The organism is Croceicoccus sp. Ery5 (assembly GCF_020985325.1).
Lineage (GTDB): Bacteria > Pseudomonadota > Alphaproteobacteria > Sphingomonadales > Sphingomonadaceae > Croceicoccus.
The window spans coordinates 720,991-736,774 of sequence record NZ_CP087587.1; the positions used below are offsets into that span (position 1 = coordinate 720,991).

A 15,784-nucleotide genomic window follows, 5' to 3' on the forward strand; every position below is an offset into this window, starting at 1 on the left:
GCCGAAGTCGAAAGCGGAGACTAGGCGCTGAAAAAGAGGCGCGAAAGGGGCCGATTAACGATTCGGGCGGGTTTTTGCAGCTGCACACGCAACATCGTTGCGAGGGGCGCAATAAGGTGTTTAACGCTTGTGCAATTGCTGCCTAAAAAATGGGCAGTGCCCTTGGTTTAAGCGGCGTTCGAGGTCGGGTTTCAACCCAAAGGCGCGATGCGCAGTCCCTGCGTTTCCGGCAGGCTGGCCATCAGATTGAGATTCTGTACCGCAGCACCGCCCGCACCCTTGCCCAGATTGTCGAGCCGCGCGGCCAGACGCGCCTGTGCCCCGTCGGCCGCGCCGAAGACGAAGAGCTCAAGGCAGTCGCTGGCGGGCGTGTCGCTGTGCAGCAAAAGCTCGCTATGAACTTCGCGCGAAACGCTGACGAGCGGGCTATCGGCATAGAATTCGGCCAGCGCATCGCGCATCGCATCGGGCGACGCCGCGCCCTTCATCGCCGACAGCGGCAGCGGCACTTCGACGACCATGCCGCGATAGGCATCGACCACGGCGGGCGCGAACAGGGGATCGTGCGAAACACCGGCAAGCGCCTTCATCTCGGGCACGTGCTTGTGTCCCATGGCGAGGCCATAGGCGCGAAAGGCGATGCCCTTGCCCTGCGATTTCGCACTTTCGAAATGGTCGATCAGCGCCTTGCCGCCGCCCGAATAACCCGACACCGCATTGATCGTGTAAGGCCAGTCGGCAGGCAGCAGCCCCGCGCGCACCAGCGGCGCGACCAGAGCGAGAAAGCCGGTCGGATAGCATCCCGGATTGGCGACGAAGCGTGCACCCGCTACCGCGTCGCGCCCGACCAGTTCGGGAAACCCGTATGTCCAGCCCGCCGCCACGCGATGCGCGGTAGAGGCATCGATCACGCGGGTCGTATCATTCCGGATCATCGCCACCGCCGAACGCGCCGCATCGTCGGGCAGGCACAGCACGGCAATGTCGCAATCGTTCAGCGCCTCGGCCCTTGCGGCATCGTCCTTGCGCTTGTCGTCGGACAGGATCACCAGCGACAATTCACTTCGACCGGCCAGCCGCTCGGCGATTTCCAGACCCGTCGTGCCCGCCGCCCCGTCGATGAAAACGCTGGTCACGCCCAGGCTTTCAGCAGGGAAAGCGGTACATAGCCCACCGGCCCGAATTCGAGCGGATCGCCATTATCACTGCCCGAGATCACACCCCACGCCCAGTCGCCCGCCATATCCAGCACGTCGAAAACGCCGCCTTCGGTCAGGGCCCCGACCGGATCGGCCTCTTTCGATGCCTTCAGAAAGACGGGCGTCGCCTGTATCGCGCTGTGCGGCATGGGCACGGCATAATGCGGCACGAACACCTTGCCTGCCAGTGCCACATGCGCAAGATCGCCGCGTACCGGCGTATGGGCCGGATCGAAACGGGTGCTGATCCCCGAAAGCGCGAACGATTGTCCGGCTAGTGTGCTGGCGGCATGGTCGGTCAAGGGCGTGGTTCTGTTCTTGGGTTCTTGCTGAACGGTTTTGGGCGGAACGGATTATGGCTGCGCGCTTAGACCGGCAGGGGCGCAAGGGCAAGGTTCGCGCCCCGACCGTCACATGTCGGGCCAGAACTGTGGCCGATCGGACCCGTCGGCGCCCCCTGTTGGTGACCCGTCTTGGCGACCCGTCGTTCAGGGCCGCCCGTAGCGCGCCTTCAACATGTGCCACGCTGCGCGCAATCCCAGTGCCGCGCCGCCCTTGGGCCTTCCGGGCTTGGCCGCGGGGCGCCATGCGAATGTATCGAAATGCACCCAGTCGATGTCCTTGCCGACAAAGCGGTCAAGGAACAGCGCCGCCGTGGTCGCGCCCGCGAATCCGCCGCTGGCCGAATTGGCGATATCGGCGATGCCGCTTTTCAGCATGTCGCGATAGGTTTCCTCCAGCGGCAGGCGCCAGACCGCGTCGTCATGCGCCTTGCCCGCGGCCAGCATGTCATCCGCCGTTTCGTCGCGGCGGGTGAACAGGCCCGGCAGGTCCGGCCCCAGCGCCACGCGCGCCGCGCCGGTCAGCGTGGCGAAATCGACGATCAGCTCGGGCGCTTCCTCGCTTGCGCGGGTCAGCGCGTCGCCCAGTATCAGGCGACCCTCGGCGTCGGTATTGGTAATCTCGACAGTCAGGCCCTTACGCGATTTCAGCACGTCGCCCGGGCGAAACGCATTGCCCGAAATGGCGTTTTCGACTGTCGGAATGATCAGATGCAGCCGCACCTTCAGCCCGCGTTCCATCACCAGCTTCGCCAGCGCCAGCGCATGGGCCGAGCCGCCCATGTCCTTTTTCATCAGCAGCATGCCGGCGCTGCTCTTCACGTCCAGTCCGCCCGAATCAAAGCTGACGCCCTTGCCCACGATGGCGATGCGGGGTGCGTCTTTCGGGCCCCATTCCATCTCGATCAGGCGGGGGGCATGGGCACGGGCGGCGGCGCGGCCCACGGCGTGGACCATCGGATATCCGCTTTCCAGCGCGTCGCCGCGGGTAACGGTGATATCGGCATCGAATGCCTTGGCGACCTGCGCGACCTCGGCCTCGATCGCTTCGGGGCCCATATCCTCGGCAGGGGTGTTCACCATATCGCGCACAAGGCTGGCGGCAGCGGCCTCGGCCATGGCTTCGTCGATCAGCGCGACTTCGCCCGTCAGCAATATGCGCGGCCCTTCGGCGTCCTTGTCCTCGCGGTATCGGGTAAAGCTGTATTGCGCGGTCTGCCAGCCGTACAGGGCCGGACCCGGTTCGCCGCCCGCGCGGCGATAGGTGCCCGCGGGCAGTTTCTCTGCCAGCTTGGCCATGCACCAGCTTGACAGCGCATCGGGGTCGGCCACGCCGCCTACCGCGAACCAGCCCGCGTCAGAACTGTCGGGAACGATGGCGGTTTCATACCCCTTGCCGCTAAACCCCTGCGCCTTCAGCGCGGCGCGTTGCGGTCCCGACAGGGTCTTGGCCCAGTCGTCGAAACCGTCCTTGTTCACAAGATGGATGGGGATCGCGTCCTGTCCGCGATCGGGCTGGATCAGCGCAGTCTTTTCGGTCATGCTAGGCCCTGTAGCGCGTGCCCTGCATGCATGGCGAGAACAAAGTGCCGATCATGGCGAGAGGAGATCGAATGCGCCTTTGGTCCGGAACCGCAGCGACCCTTATGATGCTTGCGCCCACTGCATTGCTGGCCGCCTTGCTGGCCGCATGTCAGCCCGACGAAGCCCCCGGGGCAGTCGAAAATGCCGCCGATACGGCACAGCCGCCCGCGCCTCCCGAAGTGCCTGAACCGGTTGCGGGCGAGGCAGAGGCGGTCGAGGAAAAGACCGATGCCTATGAATTTGCCTATAGCTGGCCCGCCCCTGCGGGCGCGATCGCGCCGCTGGCCGAACGGCTGACGCAAGAGCGCGACAAGCAGCGCGCCGAATTGAAGCAGGAGGCCGAGGACTGGCAGAAACAGGCGGCGCAGGAAGGGTTCAGCGCACCGCCCTATGCGTTTTCCAAGGAATGGAAGGTGGTGACCGATCTGCCGCGCTTCCTGTCGCTGTCGGCGGGCATTTATACCTATAGCGGCGGGGCCCACGGGATGAGCTATTCCGACGCGCTGGTCTGGGACCGGCAGGCGGCCGCGGCGATCAAGCCGGTGGACATGTTTCTGTCCGAAGGGTCGCTCGACCGCGCGGTCCAGACGCGTTTCTGCGCCGAACTCGACCGTCAGCGCGCGAAAAAACGCGGCGCGCCGGTGAAGCGCAGCGACGACAGCTTTTCCGACTGCATCGCTCCGGTGGCGAACAGCACGGTCATTCTGGGGTCGGCATCGGGGCAGGGCTTCGACCGCGTCGGATTTCTGGTTCCGCCCTATAATGCGGGCCCTTATGCCGAGGGGAGTTACGAAGTGACGCTGGCGGTGGATGCCGCGCTGATCGATGCGGTCAAACCGGAATATCAGCGCTTCTTTACCCCCGGCGGCTGATTCGCGGCGGGGCGCAGCTGACTTCACCGCAATAACAGCCCTCGCAAAACCGGGGCGGGATCGTTACATAGGCCCGCATGACCGAATATATGACTGTTGACGAAACCGACATGCTGCCGCGTGACGGCACGATCAAGCTGCACGGCCCCGCAGGCTTTGAAGGCATGCGCAAGGCCGGACGGCTGGCTGCGCAGATACTGGATGCCATGGTCGATGTGGTGCAGCCCGGTGTGACCACGGCGGAAATCGACCGCAAGGTTCGCGAAATGACGCTGGATGGCGGCGCGGTTCCGGCAACGCTTGGCTATCGCGGCTATACGCACAGCTGCTGCATTTCGATCAATCACGTCGTGTGTCACGGCATTCCCGGCGACCGGCAGGTCAAGGACGGCGATATTCTGAACATCGACGTGACCCCGCTGCTCGACGGCTGGCACGGCGATACCAGCCGCATGTATCTGGCGGGCGACGTTTCGCTGAAGGCGAAAAAGCTGGTGCAGGTCACCTATGAATGCCTGCAGATCGGCATCGACCTTGCCAAGCCGGGCGCGCGGCTGGGCGACATTGGCGCGGCGATCCAGCGCCATGCCGAACGCCAGCGTTACGGCGTGGTGCGCGATTTCTGCGGCCATGGTCTGGGCCGCCTGTTTCATGACGCACCCGAAGTGGTGCACGCGGGCCGCCCCAATACCGGCCCCGAACTGAAACCCGGCATGTTCTTCACGATCGAGCCGATGATCAATCTGGGCAAGCCCGCGGTCAAGCTGCTGGACGACGGGTGGACGGCGGTGACGCGCGACCGGTCCCTGTCGGCGCAGTTCGAACATTCGATCGGCATTACCGAGGACGGGTGCGAGATATTCACGCTCAGCCCCGAAGGTCTGGACGCGCCGCCCTATCGCGACTGATATCGCGCGCAATCGCAGGCGACACTCAACCAAAAAATCCGCCCCGACACATTTGAAATGTGCCGGGGCTTCCTCTCCAGACGGAGGGCCGCGACCGCAAGCGCCGTCGGGCCGAATGGAATGCCGGATCAGTCTTCCGGTGCAATCTCGACGCGCATGCCGTCCAGCTCTGCCGTCACGGGGATCTGGCAGGACAGGCGCGAATTATCGTTGCGGTGGTCCGAACTGTCGAGCAGGTCGTCCTCGTCCTCGGACACGGCGGGCAGCTTGGCCTTGAACCCTTCGTCGACATAGACGTGGCAAGTCGCGCAAGAACAGCAGCCGCCGCACAGGGCCAGCAATTCGTCGAAGCCATTGTCGCGGATGACTTCCATAACGCTCAGGCCGACATCCGCCTCTACGCTACGTTCTTCACCTTCGCGGTTCACTACGATGATGCTGGGCATATAAAGCGGAATTCCCTGTTCGATTGATGCGCCGACGGTTAGGGACGGGCAAGTTTTCGTCGCGGCTCGCTAAAGGCTACCGCATGAAAAGGCAAGGGTGCTCGTTTTTTGCGCCGGTGATACGCAGCATCGCGAAACAGGATCGGAACCGCCGATGGGCTTGAAAAGCGCCGATATCCGCACGGGGCTGGACGCGATTGCGGCGCGCGAACCGCGCTGGGCCGCGGCGCTGGCGCAGCACGGATACCCTGAGGAACGAATCCGGCCCACCGGCTATCGCACCTTGCTGCGCACCATTGTCGGGCAGCAGGTGTCGGTGGCGGCAGCCGATTCGGTGTGGCGCAAGCTGACCGGCCATCTGGGAGAGGACATCGCGCCTGCCGCACTGTTGCAGGCCAGTTTCGACGATTTGCGCGCCTGCGGCTTGTCGCGCCAGAAACAGGGTTATGCGCGTTCCCTGTGCGAGCTGGTGGAAAGCGGCGAGCTCGACCTGAACTCGCTGCCCGATGACGACGAGGACGCGATCGCGCAGCTGGTGCGGATCAAGGGCATCGGGCGATGGTCGGCCGAAATCTATCTGCTGTTTGCCGAGGGGCGGCCCGATATCTGGCCCGCGGGCGATCTGGCGGTGCAGATCGCGGTGGGGCGGCTGGCCGATATGGACGAGCGGCCAAGCGAAAAGCAGACCCGCGCGATGGGAGAGGCGTTTCGCCCCCATCGCGGCGCGGCAGCGATTTTCGCATGGCACACCTATAACAGCGCCACGCTTTGATCCGGTCAGGCGGCGGCGTCGATCTGGCGCGCCAATGCGACATCGCGGGCCGACAGGCCGCCGGCATCATGCGTCGTCAGCGTAATGTCGACGCGGTTATAGACATTGAACCATTCGGGGTGATGGTCCGCCTTTTCGGCCAGTATGGCGATATGGCTCATGAAACCGAACGCTTCGGCGAAATCCTTGAATGTCAGCGTGCGGGTGATCGCCAGCCCGTCCCCGCGCAGGGTCCAGCCGGTCAGATCGTCAAGGGCGGCGGCGATTTCGGTCTCGGTCAGACGGGCGACCATAGTGCAAACTCCAACATGCTTGGCGAAACCGGTGCTGTGGCATAGAGGCCAAAGCGATGGAAGCCGCCGCCCCGACAGACCTGCCGACGGATCTTTGTTCGATCGCTGCCACCGGCCTTGCCTGCGTGCGCGGCGACCGGATGCTGTTCGCCGGTCTTTCGCTGGATGTCACGGCGGGCGGGGCGCTGCACCTGACCGGCCCGAACGGCAGCGGCAAATCCAGCCTGATGCGCATATTGGCCGGGCTGTTGCGGCCCTTTGCGGGAACGGTGACCGGCAAGGGACGGATCGCGCTGCTCGACGAACGGCCCGCTCTCGACGCGCATCTGCCGCTGGGCCGCGCGCTGCAATTCTGGGCGCGCTGCGACGGCGTCCCGTCAGCGCGTCTTGACGAAGTGGCGCAGGCCACCGCGATTACCGGACTGCTCGATGTGCCGGTGCGTTTCCTGTCCACCGGTCAGCGCAAGCGCGCCGCCCTTGCTCGCACGATCGCAGGCCAGGCGCCGGTGTGGCTGCTGGACGAGCCGCTGAACGGTCTCGACAATGCTTCGGTGGCCATGGTCGAAGCATTGGCCGCCCGCCATTGCGCATCGGGCGGCATCTGCATCGCCGCCTCGCACCAGCCGATCGCACTGCCGGGCGGGCGCGTGCTGAATGTCGCGGATTTCGCGGCATGATGCGCATGTGGCTGGCGATATTGCGCCGCGATCTGGCACTGTTGCTGACGGGCGGAGGGCGCCGCGGCGGGGCGATGCTGCCGGTGCTGTTCTTCCTGTCGGTGGCGATCCTGCTGCCTTTCGCCATCGGCCCCGATGCCGCGATGCTGGCGCGGACGGGCGGTGGCGTCATCTGGGTCGCGGCATTGCTGGCCAGCATATTGCCGCTCGACCGGCTGGTCGAACCCGATCTGGATCAGGGATTCTTCGACCAATGGGCGCTGCGCGGCATGGCCGAGGAATGGACCATGGCCGCGCGGATTGCGGCACACTGGCTGACCTTTGCACCGCTGCTGATGCTGGCGGCCCTGCCTGCCGCTGCATTGTTCAACCTGCCGGGCGATCAGTTGTGGCGCGTGGAACTGGGCCTTCTGGCGGGTACGCCGGGGCTGGCGGCGCTGGGCGTGATGATCGCCGCGATCACGGCGGGATTGCGCGGCGGGGCCGCTTTGGCAGGATTGTTGCTGTTGCCGCTGGCGGTGCCGGTGCTGATCTTCGGCGCGGGCGGATTGCAGGAACAGGGTGCGGGCGGCATCGCGCTGGCGGGCGCGGTCAGCCTTGTGCTGCTGGCCATCGCGCCCTTTGCCGCGGGCGCCGCGATCCGCGCCGCGCGGGAATAGCGGCGAAACGCGTGGCTTGGGCGGCGTGAAAGCAATTCTTGTTTGCCCTTGCGCCGGTGCGACCTTACCTGAAGACGCATAATGAACACGATACCTGACACCGTCTCTCTTATCGGCAATACGCCGCTCGTCCGCCTGAAGGGCCCCAGCGAAGCGGCTGGCTGCGACATCTTTGGCAAATGCGAATTCGCGAACCCGGGCGCCTCGGTCAAGGACCGCGCGGCGCTGGGCATCATCCGCGACGCGGAAGAACGCGGCGAGCTGAAACCGGGCGGCACTGTTGTGGAGGGTACGGCGGGCAATACCGGCATCGGCATCGCGCTGGTCGCCAATGCGCGCGGGTACAAGACGATCATCGTCATGCCCGACAACCAGAGCCAGGAGAAAATGGCGACGCTGCGGGCATTGGGGGCGGAACTGGTCACCGTGCCGCCCACGAAATTCGCCAATCCGGCCCATTTCGTCCACACCTCGCGCCGCCTGGCAGAGGAAACGCCGGGTGCGGTCTGGGCCAACCAGTTCGACAATATCGCCAACCGCCGTGCCCATATCGAAAGCACCGCGCCCGAAATCTGGGACCAGATGGGTGGCAAGATCGACGGTTTTACCTGCGCGGTCGGCACCGGCGGCACGCTGGCGGGCGTCGGCATGGGGCTAAAGGCGTTTGACGAGAATATCGCCATTGCCCTGTCGGACCCGCATGGCGCGGCGCTGTATGAATATTACGCCCATGGCGAGCTGAAAGCCGAAGGCAATTCGGTGGCCGAAGGCATCGGGCAGGGGCGGATTACCGCCAATCTGGAAGATGCGCCGGTCGACCTGCAATATCGCATTTCGGACGAGGAAGGGCTGGAATGGGTCCGCCGCCTGCTGGCAGAGGAAGGGCTGGCGCTGGGCCTGTCGTCGGGCATCAATGTCGCGGGCGCCGTGCGGCTGGGGCAGGAACTGACCGCAAGGCTGGGCCGTCCGGCGCGGGTGGCGACGATCCTGTGCGATACGGGTTTCCGCTATCTCTCCACGCTGTATAATGCGGCGTGGCTGCGCGAAAAGGGTCTGCCCGTGTTTCCGTGGCTGGAAGACTGATACCGTTCCATGGCTGATACCAAGTCCCCGCTGACCGAGATGACACCGCCCGATCTGCGCGGCACGCGCACGCAGGCGATGCAGCGGCTGCAAGTGGGGATCGGCGGGCTGGCGGCCATGGTGCTGGTGGTCGGGCTGGCCAGCACGATCATGCAACAGGCGCGGCAGGCCGACGATCCGGCCAAGCCCGAGGCGGCGGCGGAGCCGCAATCGAAAACCGGCGATCCGCTGGTCGATGCGGGCGTGGTGCCCGAATTGCCGTCGGAACAGATCATCGTTCCCGATCTTCCCGCCGAACAGATGGTGTCCGAAAATCCCCCCGCGAACACGCCCGCCGATGCCGAGGCGATCGATCAATAGGTTGAATGTCGTTTTCGCCGGTATCGCGCTCGCGCTGGCGGGCTGCGATGCGCAGCAGGCCGCGCCCGCGACCGCCGGTCGTCCGGAGCTGGCGGTCATGACCAGCCTGCCGATTTTCTGGGCCGAGGGCGATGTGGGCGCCATGTTGTCCGGGGATCATGCGGGACATTGGGTGAAACAGGCGCTGGAGTCGCGTTTCCGCCCCGTGCCGGTCGATCGGCTGACGCAGATTGGGGATCGGGACTTTCTGTTGCTGGCGCAGCCGCGCGCGCTTGCGGGGGACGAGAATGTGGCGCTCGACGATTGGGTGCGCGGCGGCGGTCATGCGCTGTTCCTCGCCGATCCGATGCTGACGGCGCATAGCGAATACGGGCTTGGCGATGCGCGCGCGCCGCAGCCGGTCGCGCTATTGTCCCCGATATTGGCGCGCTGGGGTCTGGAACTGACCTTCGATCCCGCGTCGTCCCCGAATAATGGCGTTTCGGACGGGCCGCTTGCCATTCCGGTCAGGATGGCGGGGCGCTGGCGGTTGACCGGCGGCGGCCATGAAAGCCGCTGTAAACTCAGCGAAAATGCACTGGTGGCGCATTGTCAGATCGGTGCGGGCACGGTGCTGCTGCTGGCCGATGCCGCCTTGGTAGAGGACGGGGATCACCCCGACGAGTCGGCCCGCGCGGCGCTGGAAAAGCTGTTGGACAGCGCGTTCGGGGCACCCGACGCATAGGGAAACACGCCCGTTCCGGTGCAAATCGGGGAAATGACGGGAAATCCACAAGCCCATATCGGGGAATTGACGGGAGAGCGCCGGAATCCTAGCGATTCTGCGGCTTTTATGGCCGTTTGCGCGCTTTGCGAAACGGTTTGGCAAGCGGTGCAAGATGGCGGATTTCCACCGTTTCGTCGCTTGTGAACGCAATTTCCCGTAATTTCCCCTTTCATCCCCGATCATCCCAATGTAAGACCGATTCCATCAATCGGATGTTTCGTTTGTCGCACCCGCCGGGGGTGCGCCGGGCCACGGGATCGTGCGCCCCGGCGCGGGGACGGCTGCGCATGACGGGCTTTCGGGGGGGCGTTTCGGGATCTGACGGATCAGGTTTAGGCAGGGGTGGTGCAAGTGGCTTCAAGGCCATTCATCTACAGGGGGCAGGGCTTTTCGCTTCGCGGCGAAAAGGGCCGGTTCGTCCTGCCGCCCAGCTTCCGCAAGGTGATCCGCGAAAGTTCCGAAGACCAGCGCGTGCTCTGCGTTGCCAAGCATGACCGTTTCGACTGTCTGACCGGCTTTGGCCTGTCGCGCCTCGACCGGCTTGAGGAAGAGCTGGACCGCGAGGAAGACCGTGCCTATCAGGCCGGACGCCCGTTCGACCGCGACACGCGCTCGGCCCAGCTTTTCGGTTTTCAGGAAGTACCCTTCGACGATTCGGGCCGCTTCATCCTGCCCGATTTCATGGTCGATCTGGGCGGGCTGGACGACCAGCTGTTCTTTCAGGGCGGCGGCGCTTTCTTCACCATCTGGAACCCCGAACGCCTGATGGCGATGGGCCCCGAATGGGAAGCCGCCAAGGCTGCCTGCAAGGCGATGATGGCCGATGCCGCCAAGCCTTCCAAGGGAAGGGGGCGCAAGTGACCGGTCCTGCTGATCCCAACGCCCCCCACATTCCCGTTCTTCTGGACGAAGTTCTCGCCGCGCTCTCCCCTCGGCCCGGCGATGTGATCATCGATGCCACTTTCGGCGCCGGTGGTTACACCCGCGCCCTGCTTGATGCAGGCGCAATCGTGCACGGCTTCGATCGTGACCCCACCGCGATCGAAGCCGTTCACAATAATCCCGCCGCATGGCCCGAACTGGCGGGCGATGCGCCGCGCCTGATCCTGCATCCGCGCCGCTTTTCCGAAATGACCGGCGCCATGGCCGATGCGGGTGTGGCGCAGGTCGATGGCGTGGTCATGGATATCGGCGTCTCGTCGATGCAGCTCGATCAGGCCGAACGCGGCTTTGCCTTCTCGCTCGACGGGCCGCTGGACATGCGGATGAGCCGCGAGGGCGAGAGCGCCGCCGACTTCGTCAATACTGCCGACGAAGGCGTGATCGCCGACGTGCTGTACCAATATGGCGAAGAGCGCCAATCGCGCCGCGTGGCCCGTGCCATCGTCGCGGCCCGCCCGCTGGAAACGACCGGCCAGCTTGCCCAAGTGGTGCGCAAGGCGCTGGGCTATAAGCCGCATATGCCGAAGGACCCGGCAACCCGCAGCTTTCAGGCGATCCGCATCCATGTGAACGGCGAGCTGGACGAGCTGGCGGCGGGGCTGGGCGCAGCGGAAGAGCTGCTCGTCGCAGGCGGCCGTCTGGCAGTTGTAAGTTTCCACAGTCTTGAAGACCGCATGGTAAAGCGTTTCCTGCGCGATGCGTCTAATAGCGGTGCTGCGCCTTCGCGCCATCTGCCCGATTTGCGGTCGTCCGGACGTGCCGCATTCGAAAAGCCGATGCGCGCCGTTCGTGCCACCGAATCCGAAATCCTGCGCAACCCGCGCTCCCGTTCTGCTGTGCTGCGCGCTGCCGTGCGCACGGCTGCTCCTGCTCGTCCCGCTTCCGAAAGGGCCTTCGCATGACCAATCGCAACCGCCTGCATTCCGTGCTGTGGACCGGCGCATTGGGCGTGTCGGGCGCGATCTGCTTTGCGCTGATGCTGCAGGTGACCGCTGTGAAAAGCGATATCGCCGATACCGAGCGCCAGATCACATCGGTTCAGGAAGAGATCGCGGTGCTGGAAACCGAATTTCAGACCCGCGCGCGGCAGCAGCAGCTGGCCCGCTGGAACGAAGTCGATTTTGGCTATAGCGCGCCCGATGCCAGCCAGTTCATTGCCGATGGCACGCAACTGGCCGCACTGGGCAAGCCGCTGGATATCGCGCCGTCGGGTGCGGGCGACGTGCTGATGGCCGATGCATCGGATGTCGCAAAGGCGCCCGCCGACGGCATTCGCCTTGCCGCTGCCGACAAGGCTGCGCCGCAGATGATGCGCCAGCTGGTCGCGCGCGACGACAAGACCGCGCCTGCCGGCGAACGTGTGGCCAAGCCGCTGAAGGGTGAGCCCGACCGCAATGATCCGGTGCGCTCGAATCCTGTCCGCCTTGCCGCTGCCGAAACCGCCAGGCCCGCCTCGCTGAGTGCGGGCGAGCGGGCCGATATCGCGCGCCGTCTGGCACCCGAGCCCGCGCCCAAGACCGCGCGGCAATTTGCCGACAGCTTCGATTTTCAGGGCGTCGTCGCCGAAGCGGGCGCGAAGCACCCCTGATGGCCACGCTGCCGCTCTTTCCCTCGGCCAGTCTGCCCGATCTGCGGGGTGTGGCGGCGCGCGCGCTGAATGCGGCCAGCCTGCCCGCGCTGGACGCAGGTGACAGCGGGATGGCGCCGCCGCCGCCCGCGCGGCGCTATAACCTGCGCACCGAAACGCTGAAAATGGCGAAGCAGCGCGCCATCGTGATCGCCTTTATCTTCGCCGCCGCGACCGCGGTTCTGGTCCTGCGTGTCGGCATGCTCGGCCTGTTCGAGGCCGATACCGCCCATGCCAGCGGGTCCAGCCTGCTGGTGCCCGACCGCGGCGAGATAACCGATCGCAACGGCATCCCGCTGGCGCGCGATTTCAAAAGCTATGCGCTCTGGTTCAATCCCAAGGCGATGGAAGGCGGCGAACCGCTGACCCGTCCGGCCGGGGATATCGCGCGCGAACTGGTCAGGATTTTTCCCGATATGGACGAGGCGGACCTGACCCGCCGCCTTGCCAGCGGCAAGGGGCAATATCTGCGTCGCCGCATCCTGCCCGAACAGGCCAATCGCGTGCATGCCATTGGCGAGCCCGCGCTGAACCCGCCTGCCGAACCCAGCCGCTATTACCCCGAAGGCACGCTGGCCGCCCATGTGCTGGGCTATGTGGGGGCGGACGGCGGCGGCCATGTCGGCATGGAAGAAGTGTTCGACAAGCAGCTGACCGATCCCTCGACGCGCGGTGCGCCGGTGGCGCTGGCCATCGATGCCCGCGTTCAGGCCGCGCTGGAGGACGAACTTTACCGTGTGATGGGCCTGGCGCAGGCCAAGGGCGCGGGCGGCATCGTGATGGATGTCGATACGGGCGAAGTGGTCGCGCTGGCATCGCTGCCGACCTTTGATCCCAACCATATCGACGAACGCGGCATGGAACTGATGTTCAACCGCGTGACCAATCAGGTTTACGAGCTTGGCTCGACTTTCAAGCCGCTGACGGTGGCCGCCGCGATCGATGCGGGGACGGTGGGCAATCTGGCCCGTCGCTGGCCGACCGGCGCGCCGCTGCGCGTGGGCCGCTTTTCCATCCGTGACAGCCACAAGATCGGCAACACGCTGAACGTGCCCGAAATCCTGATGCATTCGTCGAATATCGGCACGGCGCAGATCGCGGACGAGCTGGGTTCGGCGCGTATGAAGGCCAAGATGGAGCAGCTGGGTTTCAACGAGCGGCCCCATATCGAACTGCCTGCGCGCGGCTTTCCGATCTGGCGTTCGGGCGAATGGCCGCGGCTGACGACGATGACCGTGTCCTATGGCCATGGCATCGCGGTGACCCCGTTGCATCTGGCCAGTGCCTATGCCGCGATGGTGAACGGCGGCATCTGGCGTCCCGCCACGCTGAAAAAGCTGAACGCGGGCGAAGTGCCGCAGGGCCGCCGCGTGTTCAAGGAAGCGACCAGCGCCCGCATGCGCCAGATGCTGCGCATGATCGTCACCGACGGTACGGGGCGCAAGGCCGACGCGCCGGGTTTCCGCATTGGCGGCAAGACCGGCAGTGCCGAAAAGCCGGGTGCAGGCGGTTACAAGCGCACCTCGCTCGTCACCACGTTCGCCAGCGCCTTTCCGATGGATAATCCGCGCTATGTCGTCGTCGCCATGATGGACGAGCCGCAGGGCACGGCAGCCACGTCCTATCAGCGCACGGCGGCGTGGAACGCGGCCATGGTGGTGGGCAATGTCGTGCCCCGCATCGGCCCGATGCTGGGCGTCTATCCCGACGACAGCCGCGACATCGACCTGACCGATCTGCGCCCGCTGGTCGGAAAGGAAGCGCACTGATGCGGCTTTCGACCCTTTTGGAACGGGCTGCCATTCGGGCCGATGGCGCGAGTGATGCGAATGTCACCGGCTTTGCCATCGACCATCGCAAGGTCGCCCCCGGCACCGTGTTCGGCGCGTTTCAGGGCGCCAGCGTCAATGGCGAGGATTTCATCCCTGCCGCTGTCGCGAGCGGCGCAGTGGCCGTTGTCGCACGGCCCGAAGCCGAGGTGACAGGCGCGCTGCACGTGGCCGATCCGCTGCCGCGCCGCGCCTTTGCCCGCATGGCGGCGCAATTCTTTCAGCCGGTTCCCTCGACCGTCGTCGCGGTTACGGGCACCAACGGCAAGACCAGCACGGTCGAGATGACGCGCCAGATCTGGCGCATGTGCGGATTTTCCGCCGCCAGCATCGGCACGCTGGGCGTGACCACCCCCGACGAAAGCGTTTCAACGGGGCTGACCACGCCCGACATCGTGACATTCCTGTCGAATATGACGGGTCTGGCGCGCGAAGGGGTGACCCATGTCGCCTATGAAGCGTCGAGCCACGGGCTGTCGCAGTTCCGTAACGAGGGGCTGCAGGTTACGGCGGGCGCCTTTACCAATCTGTCGCGCGATCACCTCGACTATCACGCCGACATGGACGATTATTTCGCCGCCAAGATGCGCCTTTTCGACGAGGTGGTGTCCGATGGCGGTCATGCGGTGGTCTGGGCCGACGATGCGCATAGCGATGCGGCCATCGCCCGCGCTGCGGCGCGCGGCCTCTCCGTTCTGCCGGTCGGCAATCGGGCAGGCGCGGATGGCATCCGTCTGCACAGCCGCACCCCGACCGAGCTGGGGCAGGAACTGGCGCTAGGCTTTGCCGGTGCGGACTATCGGGTGAAACTGCCGCTGATCGGTGCCTATCAGGCGGCGAATGCGCTGGTGGCGGCGGGTCTGGTGATCGCGGCGGCCGGTGCCGCCGGTCCTGCTGCAGCGCAGGTGTTCGATGCCATGGCGCGGTTGCAACCCGTGCGCGGACGGCTGGAACGCGCAGCGCTGAACCGCGCGGGCGCGCCCGCCTATGTCGATTATGCCCATACGCCCGAAGCGCTGGAAGCCGCCATCGCCGCGCTGCGCCCGCATGTCGGCGCGAACGGCAGGCTGATCATCGTGTTCGGCGCGGGCGGCGACCGCGATGCGGGCAAGCGCGGGCCGATGGGCGCGATAGCCGCGCGCGAAGCCGATATCGCCATCGTAACCGACGATAATCCGCGCGGTGAAGACCCGGCCGCGATCCGCGCCGCCGTGCTGGCAGGCGCGCAAGGGGCCGCGAATATCACCGAGATTGCGGGGCGGCGCGAAGCCATTGCCGCCGCGACCGCACAGGCCGGCAAGGGCGATATCGTCCTGATCGCCGGCAAGGGCCACGAGCAGGGCCAGATTTATGGACGCGGCGAAGCCACCCGCGTCCACCCTTTCGACGATGTCACCATAGCAAGAGAGTGCGCAGCATGAGTGGA

At 65.6% G+C, this 15,784-nt stretch carries 18 protein-coding genes; 13 read left to right on the plus strand and 5 right to left on the minus strand.

Translation table 11 applies throughout. From position 1 onward, the window contains the following. Positions 1–191: 191 nt before the first annotated feature. The 3 genes from argC to LOZ74_RS03430 all read right to left on the minus strand — a co-directional run bounded on the left by argC (position 192) and on the right by LOZ74_RS03430 (position 3,082). Positions 192–1,136, minus strand: a complete 945-nt coding sequence (argC, locus tag LOZ74_RS03420) for an N-acetyl-gamma-glutamyl-phosphate reductase (RefSeq protein ID WP_230292908.1) — start codon at positions 1,134–1,136, stop codon at positions 192–194. Next, positions 1,133–1,501, minus strand: a complete 369-nt coding sequence (locus LOZ74_RS03425) for an SH3 domain-containing protein (RefSeq protein WP_230292909.1) — start codon at positions 1,499–1,501, stop codon at positions 1,133–1,135. The genes argC and LOZ74_RS03425 overlap by 4 nt, the downstream gene beginning before the upstream one ends. A 186-nt stretch (positions 1,502–1,687) precedes the next feature. Next, a complete protein-coding gene (locus tag LOZ74_RS03430) occupies positions 1,688–3,082 on the minus strand; it encodes a M17 family metallopeptidase (RefSeq protein WP_230292910.1) in 1,395 nt (464 codons plus the stop codon). Between the two features lie 104 nt (positions 3,083–3,186). On the opposite strand from LOZ74_RS03430, the gene LOZ74_RS03435 reads away from it, so the two are divergent. Next, positions 3,187–3,996 (plus strand): DUF4163 domain-containing protein, encoded by an 810-nt coding sequence (locus LOZ74_RS03435; RefSeq protein WP_230292911.1) that lies wholly within the window; start codon positions 3,187–3,189, stop codon positions 3,994–3,996. 77 nt (positions 3,997–4,073) lie between these two features. Then, complete coding sequence (gene map, locus LOZ74_RS03440) at positions 4,074–4,904, plus strand: type I methionyl aminopeptidase (protein ID WP_230292912.1); 831 nt, start codon at positions 4,074–4,076, stop codon at positions 4,902–4,904. 128 nt (positions 4,905–5,032) lie between these two features. Here map and LOZ74_RS03445 read toward each other — a convergent pair whose 3' ends face one another. Further along, positions 5,033–5,350: a 2Fe-2S iron-sulfur cluster-binding protein gene (locus LOZ74_RS03445; RefSeq protein WP_230278904.1), complete on the minus strand. Its 318-nt coding sequence runs from the start codon at positions 5,348–5,350 to the stop codon at positions 5,033–5,035. Positions 5,351–5,504: 154 nt separating this feature from the next. On the opposite strand from LOZ74_RS03445, the gene LOZ74_RS03450 reads away from it, so the two are divergent. After that, a complete protein-coding gene (locus LOZ74_RS03450) occupies positions 5,505–6,122 on the plus strand; it encodes a DNA-3-methyladenine glycosylase (RefSeq protein WP_230292913.1) in 618 nt (205 codons plus the stop codon). Positions 6,123–6,127: 5 nt separating this feature from the next. Here the strand turns inward: LOZ74_RS03450 and LOZ74_RS03455 are convergent, their stop codons facing one another. Then, entirely contained in the window at positions 6,128–6,415 is a 288-nt protein-coding gene (locus LOZ74_RS03455; protein ID WP_230278902.1) for a 4a-hydroxytetrahydrobiopterin dehydratase, read from the minus strand. Positions 6,416–6,471: 56 nt separating this feature from the next. Between LOZ74_RS03455 and ccmA the strand changes: the two genes are divergently transcribed. The 10 genes from ccmA (at position 6,472) to LOZ74_RS03505 (ending at position 15,779) form a co-directional block, all read left to right on the plus strand. Further along, positions 6,472–7,092, plus strand: coding sequence for a heme ABC exporter ATP-binding protein CcmA (gene ccmA, locus LOZ74_RS03460; RefSeq protein WP_230292914.1), 621 nt, complete (start codon positions 6,472–6,474; stop codon positions 7,090–7,092). After that, the gene (locus LOZ74_RS03465) at positions 7,092–7,751 is read left to right on the plus strand and encodes a heme exporter protein CcmB (protein WP_370638898.1); all 660 of its coding nucleotides are present in this window, start codon (positions 7,092–7,094) and stop codon (positions 7,749–7,751) included. The genes ccmA and LOZ74_RS03465 overlap by 1 nt, the downstream gene beginning before the upstream one ends. 81 nt (positions 7,752–7,832) lie before the next feature. Continuing rightward, positions 7,833–8,834: a cysteine synthase A gene (locus LOZ74_RS03470; protein WP_230292916.1), complete on the plus strand. Its 1,002-nt coding sequence runs from the start codon at positions 7,833–7,835 to the stop codon at positions 8,832–8,834. A 9-nt stretch (positions 8,835–8,843) separates the two neighbouring features. Next, positions 8,844–9,194, plus strand: coding sequence for a hypothetical protein (locus LOZ74_RS03475; protein ID WP_230278898.1), 351 nt, complete (start codon positions 8,844–8,846; stop codon positions 9,192–9,194). Between the two features lies 1 nt (position 9,195). Beyond that, positions 9,196–9,918 carry a GldG family protein gene (locus LOZ74_RS03480; RefSeq protein ID WP_230292917.1) on the plus strand — a complete coding sequence of 241 codons (723 nt, stop codon included), beginning with the start codon at positions 9,196–9,198 and terminating at the stop codon, positions 9,916–9,918. Between the two features lie 393 nt (positions 9,919–10,311). Beyond that, a complete protein-coding gene (locus LOZ74_RS03485) occupies positions 10,312–10,821 on the plus strand; it encodes a division/cell wall cluster transcriptional repressor MraZ (protein WP_230292918.1) in 510 nt (169 codons plus the stop codon). Beyond that, the gene (gene rsmH, locus LOZ74_RS03490; RefSeq protein WP_230292919.1) at positions 10,818–11,804 is read left to right on the plus strand and encodes a 16S rRNA (cytosine(1402)-N(4))-methyltransferase RsmH; all 987 of its coding nucleotides are present in this window, start codon (positions 10,818–10,820) and stop codon (positions 11,802–11,804) included. The genes LOZ74_RS03485 and rsmH overlap by 4 nt, the downstream gene beginning before the upstream one ends. Further along, positions 11,801–12,490 (plus strand): hypothetical protein, encoded by a 690-nt coding sequence (locus LOZ74_RS03495; RefSeq protein ID WP_230292920.1) that lies wholly within the window; start codon positions 11,801–11,803, stop codon positions 12,488–12,490. The genes rsmH and LOZ74_RS03495 overlap by 4 nt, the downstream gene beginning before the upstream one ends. 110 nt (positions 12,491–12,600) lie before the next feature. After that, entirely contained in the window at positions 12,601–14,298 is a 1,698-nt protein-coding gene (locus tag LOZ74_RS03500) for a penicillin-binding protein 2 (protein ID WP_230293800.1), read from the plus strand. Next, a complete protein-coding gene (locus LOZ74_RS03505) occupies positions 14,298–15,779 on the plus strand; it encodes a UDP-N-acetylmuramoyl-L-alanyl-D-glutamate--2,6-diaminopimelate ligase (RefSeq protein WP_230292921.1) in 1,482 nt (493 codons plus the stop codon). Before LOZ74_RS03500 ends, LOZ74_RS03505 begins: the two co-directional genes overlap by 1 nt. Positions 15,780–15,784 lie beyond the last annotated feature (5 nt).

What these genes read in the sequence shown, in the direction of transcription:
- LOZ74_RS03430 (WP_230292910.1), bottom strand. Translation starts at nt 3,082, where the DNA reads ATGACCGAAAAGACTGCGCTGATCCAGCCCGATCGCGGACAGGACGCG.
- LOZ74_RS03435 (WP_230292911.1), top strand. Translation starts at nt 3,187, where the DNA reads ATGATGCTTGCGCCCACTGCATTGCTGGCCGCCTTGCTGGCCGCATGT.
- map (WP_230292912.1), top strand. Translation starts at nt 4,074, where the DNA reads ATGACCGAATATATGACTGTTGACGAAACCGACATGCTGCCGCGTGAC.
- LOZ74_RS03445 (WP_230278904.1), bottom strand. Translation starts at nt 5,350, where the DNA reads ATGCCCAGCATCATCGTAGTGAACCGCGAAGGTGAAGAACGTAGCGTA.
- LOZ74_RS03450 (WP_230292913.1), top strand. Translation starts at nt 5,505, where the DNA reads ATGGGCTTGAAAAGCGCCGATATCCGCACGGGGCTGGACGCGATTGCG.
- LOZ74_RS03455 (WP_230278902.1), bottom strand. Translation starts at nt 6,415, where the DNA reads ATGGTCGCCCGTCTGACCGAGACCGAAATCGCCGCCGCCCTTGACGAT.
- ccmA (WP_230292914.1), top strand. Translation starts at nt 6,472, where the DNA reads ATGGAAGCCGCCGCCCCGACAGACCTGCCGACGGATCTTTGTTCGATC.
- LOZ74_RS03465 (WP_370638898.1), top strand. Translation starts at nt 7,092, where the DNA reads ATGCGCATGTGGCTGGCGATATTGCGCCGCGATCTGGCACTGTTGCTG.
- LOZ74_RS03470 (WP_230292916.1), top strand. Translation starts at nt 7,833, where the DNA reads ATGAACACGATACCTGACACCGTCTCTCTTATCGGCAATACGCCGCTC.
- LOZ74_RS03475 (WP_230278898.1), top strand. Translation starts at nt 8,844, where the DNA reads ATGGCTGATACCAAGTCCCCGCTGACCGAGATGACACCGCCCGATCTG.
- LOZ74_RS03495 (WP_230292920.1), top strand. Translation starts at nt 11,801, where the DNA reads ATGACCAATCGCAACCGCCTGCATTCCGTGCTGTGGACCGGCGCATTG.
- LOZ74_RS03500 (WP_230293800.1), top strand. Translation starts at nt 12,601, where the DNA reads ATGGCGCCGCCGCCGCCCGCGCGGCGCTATAACCTGCGCACCGAAACG.
- LOZ74_RS03505 (WP_230292921.1), top strand. Translation starts at nt 14,298, where the DNA reads ATGCGGCTTTCGACCCTTTTGGAACGGGCTGCCATTCGGGCCGATGGC.